Here is a 15,810-nt window from a genome sequence, read left to right as displayed (position 1 = left end):
TATTTCTTAGCGGTCGCTATAGATCATCGCTTGCAATGGCCCGCCCACGCGCCTTCGACGACGAAACCGCTCTCGACGCCGCCACCGACTGCTTCTGGCGGGCGGGCTACGGCGCCACCTCCGTGCGCGATCTCGGCGCGGCGATGGGGTTGAACGCGCCGAGCCTCTACAACGCCTTCGGCGACAAGCACGCGCTGTTCACCCGCTGCCTGGACCGCTACCTCGACGGCAACATGCGCGCACGCATCCGGCGGCTGGAATCCACCCTGCCACCGCGCGCGGCGATCGAGCGGTTCATGGAGGAGATCGTCGCGCGGTCCCTTGCGGACCCGCGGGGCTGCCTGCTGGTGAACACCGCGCTGGAAGTGGCGCCGCATGACGCGGCGGTGGCCGAGGTGGTCGCGGCGCGGCTCGGCGAGCTCGAGGGCTTCTTCCATCGCTGCATGGTCGCCGGCCAGCGCGAGGGCAGCATCGCGCCTTCGCGGCCCGCACGCGACGTTGCGCGGCTGATGGTGACCACGATCATGGGCCTGCGCGTGTTGGCGCGGGCGCATCCCGAACCGGCGCTGCTGCGCGGCGCCGCCCGCCAGGCACTCAGCCTGCTCGATCCCCCCGCAACGGAGCGCACCGCGTGATCGACCTGCACTACTGGACGACGCCGAACGGCCACAAGGTGACGATGTTCCTCGAGGAGGCCGGCCTCGATTACCGCATCATCCCCGTCAACATCTCCAAGGGAGACCAGTTCAAGCCGGACTTCCTGTCGATCGCGCCGAACAACCGCATCCCCGCCATCGTCGATCACGCGCCGGCCGATGGCGGCGCCCCGGTATCGCTGTTCGAGAGCGGCGCGATCCTGCTCTACCTCGGCGACAAGATCGGGCGCTTCATCCCACCGGCGTCCGAGATCCGCCCGCGGGCGGAGGTGCTGCAATGGCTGTTCTGGCAGATGGGCGGGCTTGGGCCGATGGCCGGGCAGAACCACCATTTCTCGCAATACGCGCCGGAGAAGCTGCCCTACGCGATCGAGCGCTACGTGAAGGAGACGAACCGCCTCTACGGCGTGATGAACCGTCGCCTGGCGGATCGCGCCTTCCTGGCGGGCGATGCGTATTCCATCGCCGACATGGCGTCCTATCCCTGGATCGTGCCGCATGAGCGGCAGGGTCAGAAGCTTGCGGACTTCCCGCATCTGCAGCGCTGGTTCGAGGCGATCCGCGAACGCCCGGCGACCCAGCGCGCCTATGCGCGCGCGGCCGAGGTGAACAGCACGCCGACGGTGAACGCGGCCTCCGCCTCGGTGTTGTTCGGCCAGACCGCCGCTGTCGTGCAGGGGGGGCGTTGAGCCATGGCGCGCACCCTCTATGAGCTCTGCGGCTGGGATCCCGCACGCATCTTCAGCCCCTATTGCTGGCGGGCGCGCATGGCGCTCGCGCATAAGGGGCTGGACTTCGAGAGCGTGCCCTGGCGCTTCACCGAGACCGACCGCCTCGCCTTCGCCAAGCACGACAAGGTGCCGGTGCTGGTGGACGGGGATCGCACGGTCGCGGATTCCTGGGCCATCGCGCAGTACCTCGACGACGCCTACCCGGACGCGCCGAGCCTGCTGCATGGCCACCCCGCGAGCTACATCTTCGTTGCCGCCTGGAACGACGCGATCGTTCAGGCCGGGATCGGCCGGCTGGTCGTCTCCGACATCCCCGCGCTGCTTGGCGAAAAGGAGCGCGCCTACTTCGTGGAGAGCCGCGAGAAGCGCTTCGGCATGACGCTGGAGGCGGTGACGGCGGACCGCGAGGAACGCCTGCCGGCCTTTCGCGCCAGCCTGCAGCCGGTGCGCATGATGCTGCGCGCGCAGCCCTTCTTCGGCGGGGATGCGCCGGACTACGCCGACATGATCGTCTTCGGCAGCTTCATGTGGGCGCGCAGCGTCAGCCCTCTGCGGCTTCTGGAGCCGGACGATCCCGTCTCCGACTGGCGCGAGCGGATGCTCGACCTGCATGGCGGGATGGCGCGCCAGGCCCCGTGCTTCGGGGCATAGGCGGAGGGCCGATCGAATGAATCAGGCGATGAAGCTGGCGGCAGGCAGCCGCTTCCCGGAGATCAGGGCGCCGCGCCTTGGCGGCGGCGAGATCGCCCCGGGCGCGATGCAGGTCTGGCGGCTGCTGGTCGTCTATCGCGGCAAGCATTGTCCACTGTGCAAGCCGTACCTGACGAGCCTCGACAAGCTGCTCGATGAGTTCGCCGAAGCTGGCGTGCAGGTGATGGCGATCTCCGCCGACCCGGCGGAGAAGGCGGAGGCCGACCGCGCGGAATTCGGCTGGCGATTTCCCATCGGGCATGACCTGTCCGTGCCGCAGATGCGCGAACTCGGTCTCTATGTCTCAAGCCCGCGCTCGGCGCAGGAGACGGATCGTCCCTTCGCCGAGCCCGGCCTGTTCCTGATCAACCCGGATAGCCTGCTGCAGGTGGTGGACATCTCCAACGCGCCCTGGGCGCGGCCCGACCTGGCCGCCATTCTCCGCGGCGTGCGGCGCATCCAGGAGGTTGGCTACCCGATCCGCGGAACCCTTGTCTGATCCTGCCGCGCGCATGGTTGTTGCGTCGCAGCACCACGGCTAGGGTCGCGCGATGCCCCAAGCCGGCCCCAGCCTGCAGGATTTTCGGCCGCTTCCCGATGCGGAGGTGCGGCTGCGTGCCCTGGAAGCGCGGCTCGCCGAGGATCTTGCCTTCCTGAACCTGCCGGCGAAGGCCTGGGTGCCGGAAATGGCCTTCGCCGGCGCCGAATTGCTGGATGTCGCGATCATCGGCGCCGGGCTGAACGGCCTCTGCGCCGCCGCGGCGCTGCGCCTGGCCGGCGTGACGCGCATCGCGGTGCTGGATCGCGCGCCAGCCGGGCAGGAAGGTCCGTGGGTCACCACGGCGCGGATGAACACGCTGCGCACCGCGAAGGAGGCGGCCGGGCCGGCGCTCGGCGTGCCCTCGCTGACGTTCCGCGCCTGGTTCGAGGCGCAGTACGGCCGCGAGGCCTGGCAGGCGATGATCCGCATCCCCCGCGCAATGTGGATGGACCACATGGTCTGGTACCGCCGCGTGCTGCAGCTTCCCGTGCGCAACGGCGTCGAGGTGCTGGCGATACGCCCTGACGCCAGCGCGCCCATCGCGCTCGACATCCGCGACGCCGCGGGCACGCGCACCCTGCATGCGCGGCGCGTGGTGCTGGCGACCGGCATCGATGGCCTCGGCGGGCCGGCCGTGCTGCCAGCCGTCACGAAGCTGCGCCGGAAGTTCTGGGCGCATTCCTCGGACCCGATCGACATGGCCGCGCTGGTCGGCAAGCGCGTCGGTGTGGTCGGTGCCGGCGCATCGGCGATGGACAATGCTGCCTCCGCGCTGGAAGCGGGCGCGGCGTCCGTCGACCTGATCATCCGCCGCGCGGAGATGCCGCGTGTGGACAAGTTCACGGGGATCGGCAGCCGCGGCATGGCGCTCGGCTATCCCGGCCTGCCGCGCGAGGCGAAATGGGCGATGTTCCACGCGGGCAACCAGGCGCAGCTGCCGGCGCCGCGGTCGTCCGTGCTGCGCGTTTCTCGCCATCCGAATGCGCGCTTCCTGTTCGGCTGCCCGATCCTGGCGGCGGAGGAGCAGGGCGGTGCGCTGCGCGTGGTGACGCCGCGCGGCGTGCTGCGCCTCGACTTCCTGATCCTGGCGACCGGCTTCGAGATCGCGCCGGAGAAGCGGCCGGAACTCGCGGCCATCGCCCCGCATATCCGCCGCTGGTCGGATGTGTACGCGCCGCCGCACGGCCTCGAGGATGCGGGCCTCGCCGCCCATCCCGATCTCGGCCCCGGCTTCGAGTTGCAGGAACGCGTCCCCGGCGTCTGCCCGGGGCTGGACCGGATCTTCTGCTTCGCCTTCCCCGCCGTGCTGAGCCACGGCAAGGTCACCAGCGGCATTCCCTCCGTCACCGACGCCGCGCGCCGGCTGACCGAGGCGATCGCACGGAGCCTGTTCGTCGAGGATCGCAGCAAGGTCCTCGCCGCCTTCGACGCCTATGACACGCCGGAACTGCTGGGCGACGAATGGCAGCCCTGGGAAGGCCCGGTGGGAGAGGACAACGATGCCGCAGCCTGAGCTTCTGGTGTTCTACGGCATCTCCTCCCCTTGGGCCTATTTCGGCGCGCCGCGCGTGGGGGAGATCGCGGCGCGGCACGGCGCGAAGGTGGTGCTGCGGCCGATCCGCGTGATCGAGGCGAATGGCGGCATACCCCTGCGCACCCGCGCGCAGCCGCGCCAGGACTACCACGCGCTGGAACTTGCGCGCTGGCGCGAGCATCTGCGCATGCCCCTGAACCTGGCGCCGCGCTTCTATCCCTGCCGCACCATCGAGACGGCGGCGCAGGCGGTGATCGCGGTGCAGGAGGCGGGGCTGGACGCGCAGGCCTTCACCTTCGCCGTGCAGCGCGCGCTGTGGGCGGAGGAGCGCGACATCGCCGATGTGCCGACGTTGCAGGACCTGGCGCGCGCGACGGTGGGCGAGGCGGGTGCGGCGTTGGTGCGCGATCCCGCCCTGCCGCGCCACGTCGCGCAATGGCACGCCAACCTGGCGGAAGCGGAGCAGCGCGGCATCTTCGGCACGCCGACCTATATCGTGAACGACGCGCTGTTCTGGGGTCAGGACCGGCTGGATTTCGTCGACCGCGCGCTGGCGAAGGCGGCCTCCTGATGCTGGCGCATGAGGATCCGGAGCTGATGGCCCGCGCCGCCGCGCTGCATGCGCGCGCAATGGTCTTCGACGGGCTCTCCACCTGCAACTGGAGCCGCACCATCTTCGAGGAGATGCGCGCCGGTGGCGTCACCGCCGTCAACGCGGCTTCCGTCTTGTGGGAGGATCTGCGCGGCGGGCTCGACAATGTCGTCGCCTGGAAGCGCATGCTGGAGGAGAACGCCGACCTGCTACGCCCGGTCCGCACCGTGGCCGACATCCATGCGGCGAAGCGGGAAGGGCGCACCGGCATCAGCATCGGCTGGCAGAACACCTCGCCCATCGAGGACCGGCTGCAGGACGTCGAGGTCTTTAAGGATCTCGGCGTCAACATCATGCAGCTCACCTACAACACGCAGAACTATTCGGGCGCGGGCTACCTGGAGCTGACGGATTCCGGCCTGACCGGCTTCGGGCGCGAGGTGGTGCACGAGATGAACCGCGTCGGCGTGCTCTGCGACCTCAGCCATGTCGGCGAGAAGACCAGCTTCGACGCCATCGCCTGGTCCAGACAGCCGGTCTGCATCTCCCATGTCCTGCCGCGGGCGATGCACGACGTGCCGCGCAACAAGACCGATGCGCTGCTGGCGGCCTGCGCGGAGCGTGGCGGGATCATCGGCATCAGCCTGTTCGCGCCGGGCCTGCGCGCCGGCAACGACGCGACGGTGGAGGACTACATCGACGCCATGGCGCATGTGATCGCGCTGGTGGGCGAGGACAACGTTGGCCTCGGCTGCGACTTCAGCCTGGACCATGCGCGGCCCGGGCCGTACCAGATATACGCCAGCCGCGACAAGGGCTACGCGCGCAACCTGACGGAATTCGCGACGGCGAAGATCAGCAAGCCCCGCGGCATCCAGCGCATCAACGACATCCCGCACATCACCGCGGCGATGCTGCGGCGAGGCTGGGGCGAGGCGACCATCGTGAAGCTGCTGGGCGGCAACTGGCTTCGCCTGCTGGAGCGCGTCTGGGGTGCGCCGATGGCGACGAAAGGCTGAACCGGATGCGCCTGCACGTGCAGAACTACGCGGAAGAGTCCCTTTTCGCCGTCACGCCGGCGCAGGTCGCCGCGGCCCGGGCGCGCGCGCCGGACCTGACCGGCCTCGAAGTCTCCTTTGCGGATGACGACGCCGGTTTCGCATTGGCGATGCGCGATGCGGAGGTGCTGCTGACCTTCACCAAGGTGGTGAAGGCGCGCTTCCAGCCCGGCGCGCTGCCGGCGCTCGCGCCGAAGCTCAAGGTCATTGCCTGCACCTCGGCAGGGCTCGATCGCCTGGCGCCTTTCGACTGGCTGCCGCCGGAGGTGCTGCTGCTCAACAACCGCGGTACGCACGCGGCGAAGGCGGGCGAGTTCGCGATCATGGCTCTGCTGATGCTGGCGAGCCGCATGCCGCGTATCGCGAGCAACCAGCGCGCGGAGAGGTGGGAGTCGCTGTTCGGTTCCGTCCTGGCGGGGCGCACGGTGTGCGTGGTCGGACTTGGCACGATGGGCGCTGCGGCGGCGCGGCGGGCGCGCGAATTCGGCATGCGGGTGATCGGCGTGCGCACCACCCCAGCGCCGCACCCCGACTGCGACGAAGTGCATGCGACGGCGTCGCTGGATGCGGTGCTGCCGCGGGCCGAGTTCCTGCTGCTGGCCTGCCCACTGACGCCCGCGACGCAGGGGCTGATGGACCGGCGGCGCATCGGCCTGCTGCCGCAGGGCGCCAAGCTCGTGAACATGGCGCGCGGCGCGGTGTGGGACCAGGACGCGGTGTGCGACGCGCTGGAGGCCGGTGCGCTGGACGGCGCGGTCACCGACGTCGCGGTGCCGGAGCCGCTGCCCGCAGGGCACCGCCTGTGGCGCACGGCGGGCATGATGGTCGTCCCGCATGTCTCCTCGGACGATCCGCAGACCTACAACGACCGCACCCTCGACATCCTGTTCCAGAACCTGTTGGCCCTGCGCGCCGGCAAGCCCGCGCCGAACCGGGTGGACCCGGCGCGGGGCTACTGACGCGCCAAGGCTCAGGGCCGGCCGAGGATCTTCCAGATCCCGCTGGCGGAGAGCACGTCAGTGCCCTGCGACGTCAGCGCGCCGCGCAGGAAGATCACCGACATGGTCCGCCGCACGACGATGCCGCGCGCCTCGATGAAGTGTCCAGGCCGGGCCGGGGCGAGGTAGTGGAGGTCGAGCTGAATGGTCGCGACCGGCACCTCGCCCGCCGCGCGCCGCGCAACGCGGCCCATCGTGTGGTCTATGTAGGTCGCGAGGATCCCGCCATGCACCACTCCGAGACCGTTCGCCTGGGTGGTGTCGGTCTCGAATCCATAGGCGAATCCTTCGCCTTCATCGCGTTCCCAATGCCGCAGCATCACCCGTGGCAGGGCAGGGTCGTCGAAGGGTTTCCACCCCATCGCCGCAGGATCGAACGGCATACGGCACCTCAGCGCAGTCCTTGCGCAGCCCGGACAGCATCATACGCCGCCATCGACCGCAAGCGATCCATGATTGCGCAAGTCGCGGGCAACTCGTCCAGATGGCGAAGTCGGTCTTTACGCAGCCGCCGAACGCAAGGCGCTGCGGCGCTCACGCGCATGGCGCAGCAGGGCGAGGCCGCGATACACCCCGTGCACCATCTTGCTGTAGGGCAGGGCGATGAACAGCGCGAGCACCAGGCCGAAATGCAGCGCGAGCAGCAGGCCCATCGCGCCGGTGTGGCGCAGCGCCAGCAGCAGCAGTCCGGTGGCGCCCACCAGAAACAACAGCACCAGCATCGCGTAGTCGCCGCCCAGGACGCGGCGCGAGACCGGCACGGGATCGGTCACGATCTTCACCCAGATCAGCCCGGCCGTGCCGATGCACAGCAGCACGCCGCCCCAGGTGCCAAGCTGCACCGGCAGGCTGAGGAAGGCATGCGGGGAGCGCCAGCCGAACACGTGGTGATAGACGGCGCCGGTGCAGGTGGCGGCGAAGCACAGGAAGAAGCCGTAGAACATCGCCTGATGCAGCCAGCGCCGATGCATGGCGAAGCTGTCGTCCAGGTCGTTGCAGCCATGCCCGCCACCACCGAGGTTGCGCAGCGTCAGGATGTCGACCGCGGCATCGCGTGCGGCCGTGACCGGCACAGCCCCGGCGCCGCCGGCGGTGCCGCGCCAGTAGCGGATGCCGCCCATGGTCATGGCCAGTATCGCATAGCCGAAGGTCGCGCCCGCCAGCAGGTTGATCAGCCAGAGCGGGATGATGCGGAAAAAGGCGCCCTGTCCGGTCTGCGCGGTGTAGAGCACCGCGGGGTCCTTCACGGCGACCGTCATCAGCAGCACCAGCGTCACGATCAGCGCCGCGGCCAGCGAGACGATGGTGCCGTTGCGCTCGAACAGCCGGCCCATCGGCGCGGGCCAGGCATGGGCGGCGTAGCTCTCCTGCCGGATCTCCGCGAAGGTGGCGGGGATGTTGATGTCGAAGGCATGCGGCGGCGCGTATTGGCAGGCGTGGTAGCAGCCCTTGCAGCCATGGCAGAGATTGGCCAGGTGCGTCAGGTCGCCCTCGCTGAAACTGCGGCGCATCGCCATGGCGGGGAACACCGCGCAGTAGCTCTCGCAGTAGCGGCAGGCGTTGCACACCTGCATCTGCCTCCAGGCGCTCTGCATCGCCTCGCTCGGCGCGGGCGCGGTCTGCTCAGTTGCGGACATGGCGCGCGGCCTCCTCGCCGGCGATGCGGCCGAACACCGTGCCGAGCGTCATCCCGAAGCCGGCCAGGTAGCCCTGGCCGAGGATGTTGCCGGACATGATCTCGCCGGATGCGAACATGTTGGCCGAGGGCTTGCCGTCCTCCATCAGGATGCGCGCGCGATCGTTCACCTTCACGCTGAGGAAGGTGAAGGTGATGCCGGTGCGCAGCGGATGCAGGATGAAGGGCGGCTTCTCGATGCGCCGCGCCCAGTGGCTCTTCGGCGGGGTCAGCCCCTCGGTGCGGCAGTCGTCGGGCACCATGGGGCGGAAGGTGCCGGGCCGGACCGCGGCGTTGTATTCCGCGACCACGCGCTCCAGCTTCGCGCCGTCGATGCCCGCCATCGCCGCCACCTCCGCGATGGTGTTCGCCTTGTAGGGCGGGAAGACGCTCGGCAGGTAGTCGAACTCCGCCTGGCTGTCGGTGATGGCGAAGGCGCATTGCCCCGGCTGCTGCGCGATCAGCCGGCCCCAGATGGCGTAGCGCTTCGGCCAGACATCCTCGCCCTCGTCATAGAAGCGCTCGACATTGCGGTTCACGGCGATGGCGAAGGGGATGCAGTCCAGCCGCATGGCCAGCCCGCCATCCTCCATCGGCGCGCGGGCATCGTTGGCGACGGCGTGGAATTGCGTGGGATCGCCCACCTGCTGCACGCCCTGCGCGAGCAGGTCCTTCAGGATGGTACCCTGGGCATAGGTCGTGCCGCGGATCTGGAACTCGTCCGCCGCGTCGCCCCAGTATTCGCGCAGCCAGTTGCGGTTGGCCTGAAAGCCGCCGCAGGCCGCGACGAAGGCGCGGAAGCGGATGCGCTCGGGGAAGCCGCGGTGGGAGATGACGGCCTCGGTCGCGAAGCCGTCCTTCGCTTCAACATGCTGCACTTCGGTGTCGTACAGCACGGTGATGCCGAGCTTCTCCGCCGTGCGGTACAGCGCGTTCAGCAGCGCCTTGCCGCCGCCGAGGAAGAAGGCGTTGGTGCGTGACAGCGATAGCGTGCCGGAAAGCGAGGGCTGGAACGTCACGCCGCAGGAAGCCAGGAATTTCGGCGCGTGCTGGGAGGCGCGGATGCACATGCGCGCCAGGTGCTCGTCAGTCTTGCCGCCGGTCACCCGCAGCAGGTCGTCCCAGTATTCCTCTTCCAGGTAGCTCTCGATCTGTACATCCGTCGGTGCCGGATGCAGCGCGCGAAGGTTGCGGGTGTGGCGGGAATTGCCGCCGCGCATCGGCACCGGGGCGTGCTCCGCCAGGATGACGGAAGCGCCGGCGCGCCGTGCCTCGATGGCCGCGCAAAGCGCCGCATTGCCGCCGCCGGCGACCAGGACGTCGTAGGTCCGGGTGAAGTCGGGCATGGGTCCCCCGCGAAATCCCTGGCTTTGTATCCCGCGGTATCCCATGATGTCCATAGCCATGGACCTGCCCGCACCGCCGCCGCCCGTCCCTCGGGATCTCGGCCAGGAAGCCTATGACCGCATCCGCGACGCGATCCGCGAGGGGCTGCTCGTGCCCGGCCTGCGGCTCACGGAGAATGACCTCGCCACCCGCTTCGGCGTCTCCCGCACCCCCGTGCGGCAGGCGATCGCGCGGCTGGAAGCGGAGGGGCTGCTGACCCGCGACCCCCGTCGCGGCCTGACGGTCACCCGCCCGGACCACCAGCAGGTGATCGAGCTTTACGTGATGCGCGAGATCCTCGAAGGCGCCGCCGCCCGCCTCGCCGCCCAGCACGCCACAGACACCGAATTCGACGCCATGGCCGAGCTGATCGAGGCCGAACCGCCCGTGCTGGACGACGCCGCCGCGCTCTCCGCCCTGAATCAGCGCATCCACGGCATGCTCTACCTCGCCGCGCACAACCGCTATCTGCTGCGCAGCCTGGAGCAGATCTCCGCCACCATCGCGCTGCTGCCGACGCTGCTGACCCTTGGCGGTCGCGCCGCGCAGGCGCATGCCGAGCACGTGGCGATCCTCGCCGCGCTGCGCCGGCGCGACGGCCACGCGGCGGAGGAGGCGGCGCGCGCCCATGCGCGGGCGGCGCAGCGGCACCGGCTCGCCTGGCTTGTCCGCGCGCCGGGCCTGCCCGTCGCCGCGCCGGCGGCACGGAGGCAAGGGGAGACGACATGACGCCACCACCGGACCACGGCCTGCTGCCGGGCTTCGCCGCGCGCGATATCGAGACCTCCGGCGGCGCGCGCATCCATCTGCGCCATGCGGGGGAGGGGCCGCCGCTGCTGCTGCTGCACGGCAATCCGCAGACCCATGTCTGCTGGCACCGCATCGCGCCGCGCCTGGCCGAGCGCTTCCATGTCGTCGCCGCCGATCTGCGCGGCTATGGCGACAGCACCGGGCCCGATCCGGGCCTCGCCGCCAATTACAGCTTTCGCGCCATGGCCGAGGACCAGGTGGAGGTGATGCGCGCCCTGGGGCATGAGAGCTTCTTCGTGGCCGGGCACGACCGCGGCGCCCGCACCGCGCACCGCATGGCACTCGACCACCCCGACCGCGTGCTGCGCCTGGCCCTGCTCGACATCCTGCCGACCCTGCATGTCTGGCGGAATGCCTCGGCCGAATGGGCCATGAAGTCCTGGCACTGGGTCTTCATGCCGCAGGAGAACGACCTGCCGGAGCGCATGATGGAGAGCGTGCCGGCGCGCTGGTACATGGAGCGCAAGATCGGCAAGAAGGGCATCGGCCTCTCGATCTTCGACCCGCGCGCCTTCGAGGAATATGTCCGCTGCTTCACGCCCAAGACCATCCGCGCTTCCTGCGCCGACTATCGTGCGGCCGCCACGGTGGACCGGGCGATGGACGCGGCGGATTTCGACGCCGGCAAGCGGGTGACCTGCCCCACCCTGGTGCTGTTCGGCGGCGGCAGCCACACCGGGGAGGTCTTCGACGACGTCACCGCGGTCTGGCGGGACTACGCCCCCGACCTGCGCGGCGACCGCCTGGCCTGTGGCCACTACGTGCCCGAACACGCCCCGGAGGAGACCCTGGCCTGGTTCCTGCGGTTCTTTGGCGCGGAGGCGGCTTGACAGCGCCCGAGGCGTGGCGCCATGCGACACGAGGCGAAACGTGATACGGGAGGATCAATAATGGGCATCGAGACGGAGGCCCGCGGGCCCGGGCGGCGACGGCTGCTCCAGGGGGCCGCGGCGCTCGGCGTGGCCACGCTGCTGCCGGCCGGCGCCGTTCGCGCGCAGACCACCTTCGCGGGCAAGACCATTGAATGGGTGATCCCCTTCGCGGAGGGCGGCGGCAGCGACGTCTGGGCCCGCTTCATGGCGCCCTACCTGGCAAAATACCTGCCGGGTCGGCCGACCGTGATCGTGCGCAACGTGCCGGGGGGTGGCTCCATTACCGGCACCAACGATTTCTATCAGCGCGCGCGCAACGACGGGTCCAGCTTCATCGGGACCTCCGGCTCCACCCAGTTCCCGTTCCTGCTGGGCGACCGTCGCGTGCGTTACGACTACGCCAACATGCCGCCCGTGCTGGTTTCGCCGACCGGGGGCGTGGTCTACCTGCCGGCCCGCTTCAATGTCGCCAATGCCAGCCAGCTCGGCAGGCTGAAGGATCAGGAACTGGTCTATGGCAGCCAGGGCGCGACCTCGCTGGACCTCGTGCCGATGCTCGCCTTCCACCTGATGGGCCTGAAGGTGCGCCATGTCTTCGGCATGCGCGGTCGCGGCGAGGGCCGGCTTGCGCTGGAGCGCGGCGAGGCGACGATCGACTACCAGACCTCCTCGGCCTACCTGACGCAGGTACGCCCGATGATCGAGGCCGGGAACGCCGTGCCGATGTTCTCCTGGGGCGTGCTGGACGACGAGGGCAACGTGGCGCGCGACCCGACTTTCCCGGAGCTGCCGCATTTCGTCGAAGCCTTCGAGATGATGCATGGTCGCAAGCCCTCGGGCGTGGAGTTCAACGCCTACATGGCCTTCTTCGGCTCGGGCTTCGCGGCGCAGAAGCCGGCCATGCTGCCGCGCGGCACCGATGCGGCCATCATCGCCGCCTATCGCCGCGCCTTCGCCGAAGCCGTGGCCGATCCCGACCTGCAGGCCAAGAAGGGCGAGATCCTCGGCGACTACAAGCAGGCGGTCGGCGACAACATCCAGAAGCTGTTCGAGGTGGCAACCACCATCGATCCGGCGGCGCGCGAGTGGGTACGCGGCTACCTCAGCAGCAACCACAACGTGCGCTTCTGACGCTCGGGCCGCCGGCGACGCGCCGGCGGCCACCACGACAGGGAGAACATCGATGACCGTCATCGGAAGGCGCGCCCTGCTCGGCGCCGCCACGGCCGCCGCGACCCTGCCGGGCCGGGCGCAGGCCCAGGTCAGCTTCGCCGGCCGCACCATCGAATTCGTCATTCCCTTCGCCGAGGCCGGCGGCAGCGATGTATGGGCCCGCTTCCTTGCGCCCTTCGTCTCGAAATACCTGCCGGGCCAGCCGACGGTCATCATCCGCAACATCCCCGGCGGCGGCTCCATCACCGGTGCGAACGACTTCGCCCAGCGGGCGCGGCCCGACGGGTCGAGCTTCTTCGGCTCCTCCGCCTCCACGCAGCTGCCCTTCCTGCTGGGCGACCGCCGGGTTCGCTACGACTACGCGAAATGGGTGCCGCTGATCGTCTCGCCGACCGGCGGCGTGGTCTATGTGTCGTCCCGCACCGGCATCAGCCGCGGGGACCAGATCGCCCAGCTCAAGGACAAGGAACTGGTCTTCCCGAGCCAGGGCGCGACGGGTCTCGATGTGGTGCCGATCCTCGCCCTGCACATGCTCGGGTTGAAGGTGCGATACGTCTTCGGCATGCGCGGGCGTGGCGATGCGCGGCTGGCGGTGGAGCGCGGCGATGCCTCGATCGACCACCAGACCACGCCGGCCTGGCTGACCCAGGTGGTGCCGATGGTGCAGGCCGGCACGGCGGTGCCGCTGTTCTCCTATGGCGTCCAGGACGACGACGGGAAGATCGTGCGCGATCCCTCCTTCCCGGAGATCCCGACCTTCGAGGAAGTCTATCGCGGCATGATGGGCAAGGAGCCCTCCGGCGCGGAATACGACGCCTATCTCGCCTGTGCGGTTTCCGCCTTCGCCGGCCAGAAGCCCGCTGTCCTGCCGAAGGAGACGCCAGCGCCGATCGTCGCCGCCTTCCGCAAGGCGTTCGCGGACGCGGTCGCGGATCCCGAGCTGATCGCCAAGCGCGGTGACATCCTCGGCGACTACAAGCAGGCGGTCGGGCCGGCGGCGGACCGGCTCTACACCACCGCGACGACGATCTCGCCGGAGGCGCGCGCCTGGGTGCGGCAGTTCCTGACAGCGAACCACAACGTCCGCTTCTGACGTCACGCGCCGCGCGCCGGCGGAAAGGCTATCGCCATGATGGACATCATCCTCGGCGCGCTGCTCGAACTGCTGACGGTCGAGCGTCTCTTGTTCATGATGCTTGGCGTCAGCGTCGGCCTGGTGATCGGCGTGCTGCCGGGGCTCGGCGGCATCGCCGGGCTGTCGCTGCTGCTGCCCTTCATCTACGGCATGGATCCGACCTCGGCGCTCGCCATGCTGATCGGCCTGATCGCGGTGATCCCGACATCGGACACCTTCTCCTCGGTGCTGATGGGCATCCCCGGCTCATCCGCCTCGCAGGCGACGGTGCTGGATGGCTTTCCGCTGGCGCGCCAGGGCCAGGGCGCGCGGGCGCTGTCGGCTGCCTTCACGGCCTCGATGATCGGCGGCTTCTTCGGCGCTGTGGTGCTGACCTTCTCGGTCATGGCGGCGCGGCCGATCATTCTGCTGTTCGGCTCGGCCGAGCTGTTCATGCTGACGCTGTTCGGGCTTTCAACGGTGGCGGCCCTGTCCGGCGGCAACCTGGCGAAGGGCGTCGCGTCGGCCTGTCTGGGCCTCGCCTTCGGCATGATCGGGGCGGCGCCCGCCACCGGCGAGTACCGGATGGATTTCGACACGCTGTACCTCAGCGACGGACTGCCGCTGGTGATCGTCGGCCTCGGCATCTTCGCGCTGCCGGAACTGTTCAATCTGCTGCGCAGCGGCGGCGCCATCGCCGAGCACAACCCGATGGGCACGGGCTGGCTGCAGGGCGTGCGCGACGTGTTCCGGAATCCCTGGCTGGTCCTGCGCTGCTCCGGGATCGGCGCGCTGATCGGCGCGATCCCCGGCATCGGCGGGTCGGTGGTGGACTGGATCGCGTACAGCCATGCGATGCAGACCTGCAAGGACACGCGCAACTTCGGCAAGGGCGACATCCGCGGTGTCATCGCGCCGGAGAGCGCGAACAACGCCACACAGGGCGGCGCGCTGCTGCCGACGCTGCTGTTCGGCATCCCCGGCTCGGGGTCGATGGCGATCTTCCTGGCGGGCATGATCCTGATCGGGCTGCAGCCCGGCCCGGCCATGGCGGACCGCAACCTCGACGTCACCTACATCATCATCTGGTCGCTCGCGATCGCCAATTTCGCCGGCACGCTGATGTGCGTGCTGCTGGCGCCGGGCATCGCGAAGCTGACGACGATCCGCTATCCGCTGATCGCGCCCTTCATGATCATGATCATCAGCTTCGCCGCCTTCCAGGCGACGCGCAGCGTCTACGACATGATCGCGCTGTTCGCGGTGGGCATCCTCGGCCTGTTCATGCGGCGCTTCGGCTGGTCGCGCCCGGCCTTCCTGATCGGCTTCGTGCTGTCGCTCGGCGCCGAGCGTTACCTCTACCAGGCCGTGCAGTTCTCCGGTCTCGAGTTCCTGACCCGGCCGGTGGCGCTGATCATCCTGGCGCTGACGGTCCTCTCCCTGTGGGCGGGTCTGCGCCGCAGCAAGGCGGCGCTGAACACCGAGGGGTCGATCGAGGAATCCCGCGCCACGGCGCTGATGCCGCAGATCCTGTTCTCCGTCGTCCTTCTCGCGCTGTTCGGCTTCGTGATGGTGGAGGGTCTGAAGAACTCCTACCTGGCGGCGCTGATGCCCGTGGTGGTCGGCGTGATCGGCGGCCTTTCCGTCATCTATGTGCTGGTCATGCAGGCGCGCGGCGCGAAGGCTGCGGGCACCACCAATTTCGACCAGGAGGCGCATGCGACCGATGGCGGTCCCTGGCGCTTCGTGATCTGGGCGCTCGGCTTCCTCGGGTTGACGCTGCTGGTCGGCTTCTTCGCGGCGCTGGCGCTGTTCTTCCTTGCCTTTCTCCGGGTTGTCGCGCGCTGCGGCTGGGTGCAGACGCTGCTGCTGACGGTGGCGGCGTGCGGCTTCATCCTGATCCTCGCCTCGTCGCTCAACCTCGTCTTCCCCGGCGGCCTGCTGCAGGATCTCTACGACCTGCCCTGGCCCTTCCGCTGA

At 69.5% G+C, this 15,810-nt stretch carries 16 protein-coding genes; 13 read left to right on the top strand and 3 right to left on the bottom strand.

Annotated elements, in window-relative coordinates:
* The first annotated feature begins 35 nt into the window (after positions 1-35).
* From E4T13_RS04005 to E4T13_RS03970, 8 genes are read left to right on the top strand one after another with little or no spacing between them, the layout of a single operon-like run.
* On the top strand, positions 36-635 hold the full coding sequence (locus E4T13_RS04005) for a TetR/AcrR family transcriptional regulator (protein WP_137176922.1): 600 nt from the start codon (positions 36-38) through the stop codon (positions 633-635).
* Positions 632-1,345, top strand: a complete 714-nt coding sequence (locus E4T13_RS04000) for a glutathione binding-like protein (RefSeq protein ID WP_137176921.1) — start codon at positions 632-634, stop codon at positions 1,343-1,345. Before E4T13_RS04005 ends, E4T13_RS04000 begins: the two co-directional genes overlap by 4 nt.
* A gap of 3 nt (positions 1,346-1,348) precedes the next feature.
* Positions 1,349-2,038 (top strand): glutathione S-transferase family protein, encoded by a 690-nt coding sequence (locus E4T13_RS03995; RefSeq protein ID WP_137176920.1) that lies wholly within the window; start codon positions 1,349-1,351, stop codon positions 2,036-2,038.
* A 16-nt stretch (positions 2,039-2,054) separates the two neighbouring features.
* The gene (locus tag E4T13_RS03990) at positions 2,055-2,576 is read left to right on the top strand and encodes a redoxin domain-containing protein (RefSeq protein ID WP_137176919.1); all 522 of its coding nucleotides are present in this window, start codon (positions 2,055-2,057) and stop codon (positions 2,574-2,576) included.
* A gap of 52 nt (positions 2,577-2,628) precedes the next feature.
* A complete protein-coding gene (locus E4T13_RS03985; protein ID WP_137176918.1) occupies positions 2,629-4,131 on the top strand; it encodes an FAD-dependent oxidoreductase in 1,503 nt (500 codons plus the stop codon).
* A complete protein-coding gene (locus E4T13_RS03980) occupies positions 4,118-4,723 on the top strand; it encodes a 2-hydroxychromene-2-carboxylate isomerase (protein ID WP_137176917.1) in 606 nt (201 codons plus the stop codon). The genes E4T13_RS03985 and E4T13_RS03980 overlap by 14 nt, the downstream gene beginning before the upstream one ends.
* Positions 4,723-5,763 carry a membrane dipeptidase gene (locus E4T13_RS03975; RefSeq protein ID WP_240790978.1) on the top strand — a complete coding sequence of 347 codons (1,041 nt, stop codon included), beginning with the start codon at positions 4,723-4,725 and terminating at the stop codon, positions 5,761-5,763. Before E4T13_RS03980 ends, E4T13_RS03975 begins: the two co-directional genes overlap by 1 nt.
* Positions 5,764-5,768: 5 nt before the next feature.
* Complete coding sequence (locus E4T13_RS03970; protein ID WP_137176916.1) at positions 5,769-6,761, top strand: D-2-hydroxyacid dehydrogenase; 993 nt, start codon at positions 5,769-5,771, stop codon at positions 6,759-6,761.
* A gap of 11 nt (positions 6,762-6,772) precedes the next feature.
* Here E4T13_RS03970 and E4T13_RS03965 read toward each other — a convergent pair whose 3' ends face one another.
* The 3 genes from E4T13_RS03965 to tcuA all read right to left on the bottom strand — a co-directional run bounded on the left by E4T13_RS03965 (position 6,773) and on the right by tcuA (position 9,821).
* A complete protein-coding gene (locus E4T13_RS03965; RefSeq protein ID WP_137176915.1) occupies positions 6,773-7,183 on the bottom strand; it encodes a PaaI family thioesterase in 411 nt (136 codons plus the stop codon).
* Between the two features lie 117 nt (positions 7,184-7,300).
* Positions 7,301-8,437 (bottom strand): tricarballylate utilization 4Fe-4S protein TcuB, encoded by a 1,137-nt coding sequence (gene tcuB / locus E4T13_RS03960; protein ID WP_240790977.1) that lies wholly within the window; start codon positions 8,435-8,437, stop codon positions 7,301-7,303.
* Positions 8,424-9,821 (bottom strand): FAD-dependent tricarballylate dehydrogenase TcuA, encoded by a 1,398-nt coding sequence (gene tcuA, locus E4T13_RS03955; protein WP_137176914.1) that lies wholly within the window; start codon positions 9,819-9,821, stop codon positions 8,424-8,426. Before tcuA ends, tcuB begins: the two co-directional genes overlap by 14 nt.
* A 58-nt stretch (positions 9,822-9,879) precedes the next feature.
* Between tcuA and E4T13_RS03950 the strand changes: the two genes are divergently transcribed.
* Genes E4T13_RS03950 through E4T13_RS03930 form a run of 5 tightly spaced genes read left to right on the top strand, consistent with a single transcriptional unit; the run spans position 9,880 to position 15,810 of the window.
* Positions 9,880-10,590: a GntR family transcriptional regulator gene (locus E4T13_RS03950; protein ID WP_137176913.1), complete on the top strand. Its 711-nt coding sequence runs from the start codon at positions 9,880-9,882 to the stop codon at positions 10,588-10,590.
* Complete coding sequence (locus E4T13_RS03945; RefSeq protein WP_137176912.1) at positions 10,587-11,501, top strand: alpha/beta fold hydrolase; 915 nt, start codon at positions 10,587-10,589, stop codon at positions 11,499-11,501. The genes E4T13_RS03950 and E4T13_RS03945 overlap by 4 nt, the downstream gene beginning before the upstream one ends.
* 60 nt (positions 11,502-11,561) lie before the next feature.
* Positions 11,562-12,674: a tripartite tricarboxylate transporter substrate binding protein gene (locus tag E4T13_RS03940; RefSeq protein WP_137176911.1), complete on the top strand. Its 1,113-nt coding sequence runs from the start codon at positions 11,562-11,564 to the stop codon at positions 12,672-12,674.
* Between the two features lie 52 nt (positions 12,675-12,726).
* The gene (locus tag E4T13_RS03935) at positions 12,727-13,809 is read left to right on the top strand and encodes a tripartite tricarboxylate transporter substrate binding protein (RefSeq protein ID WP_137176910.1); all 1,083 of its coding nucleotides are present in this window, start codon (positions 12,727-12,729) and stop codon (positions 13,807-13,809) included.
* A 36-nt stretch (positions 13,810-13,845) separates the two neighbouring features.
* The gene (locus tag E4T13_RS03930; protein WP_137176909.1) at positions 13,846-15,810 is read left to right on the top strand and encodes a tripartite tricarboxylate transporter permease; all 1,965 of its coding nucleotides are present in this window, start codon (positions 13,846-13,848) and stop codon (positions 15,808-15,810) included.

The sequence above is a fragment of the Roseomonas sp. AR75 genome (assembly GCF_005222815.1).
Taxonomy (GTDB): domain Bacteria; phylum Pseudomonadota; class Alphaproteobacteria; order Acetobacterales; family Acetobacteraceae; genus Falsiroseomonas.
This window is presented reverse-complemented; position numbering and strand designations above follow the sequence as displayed.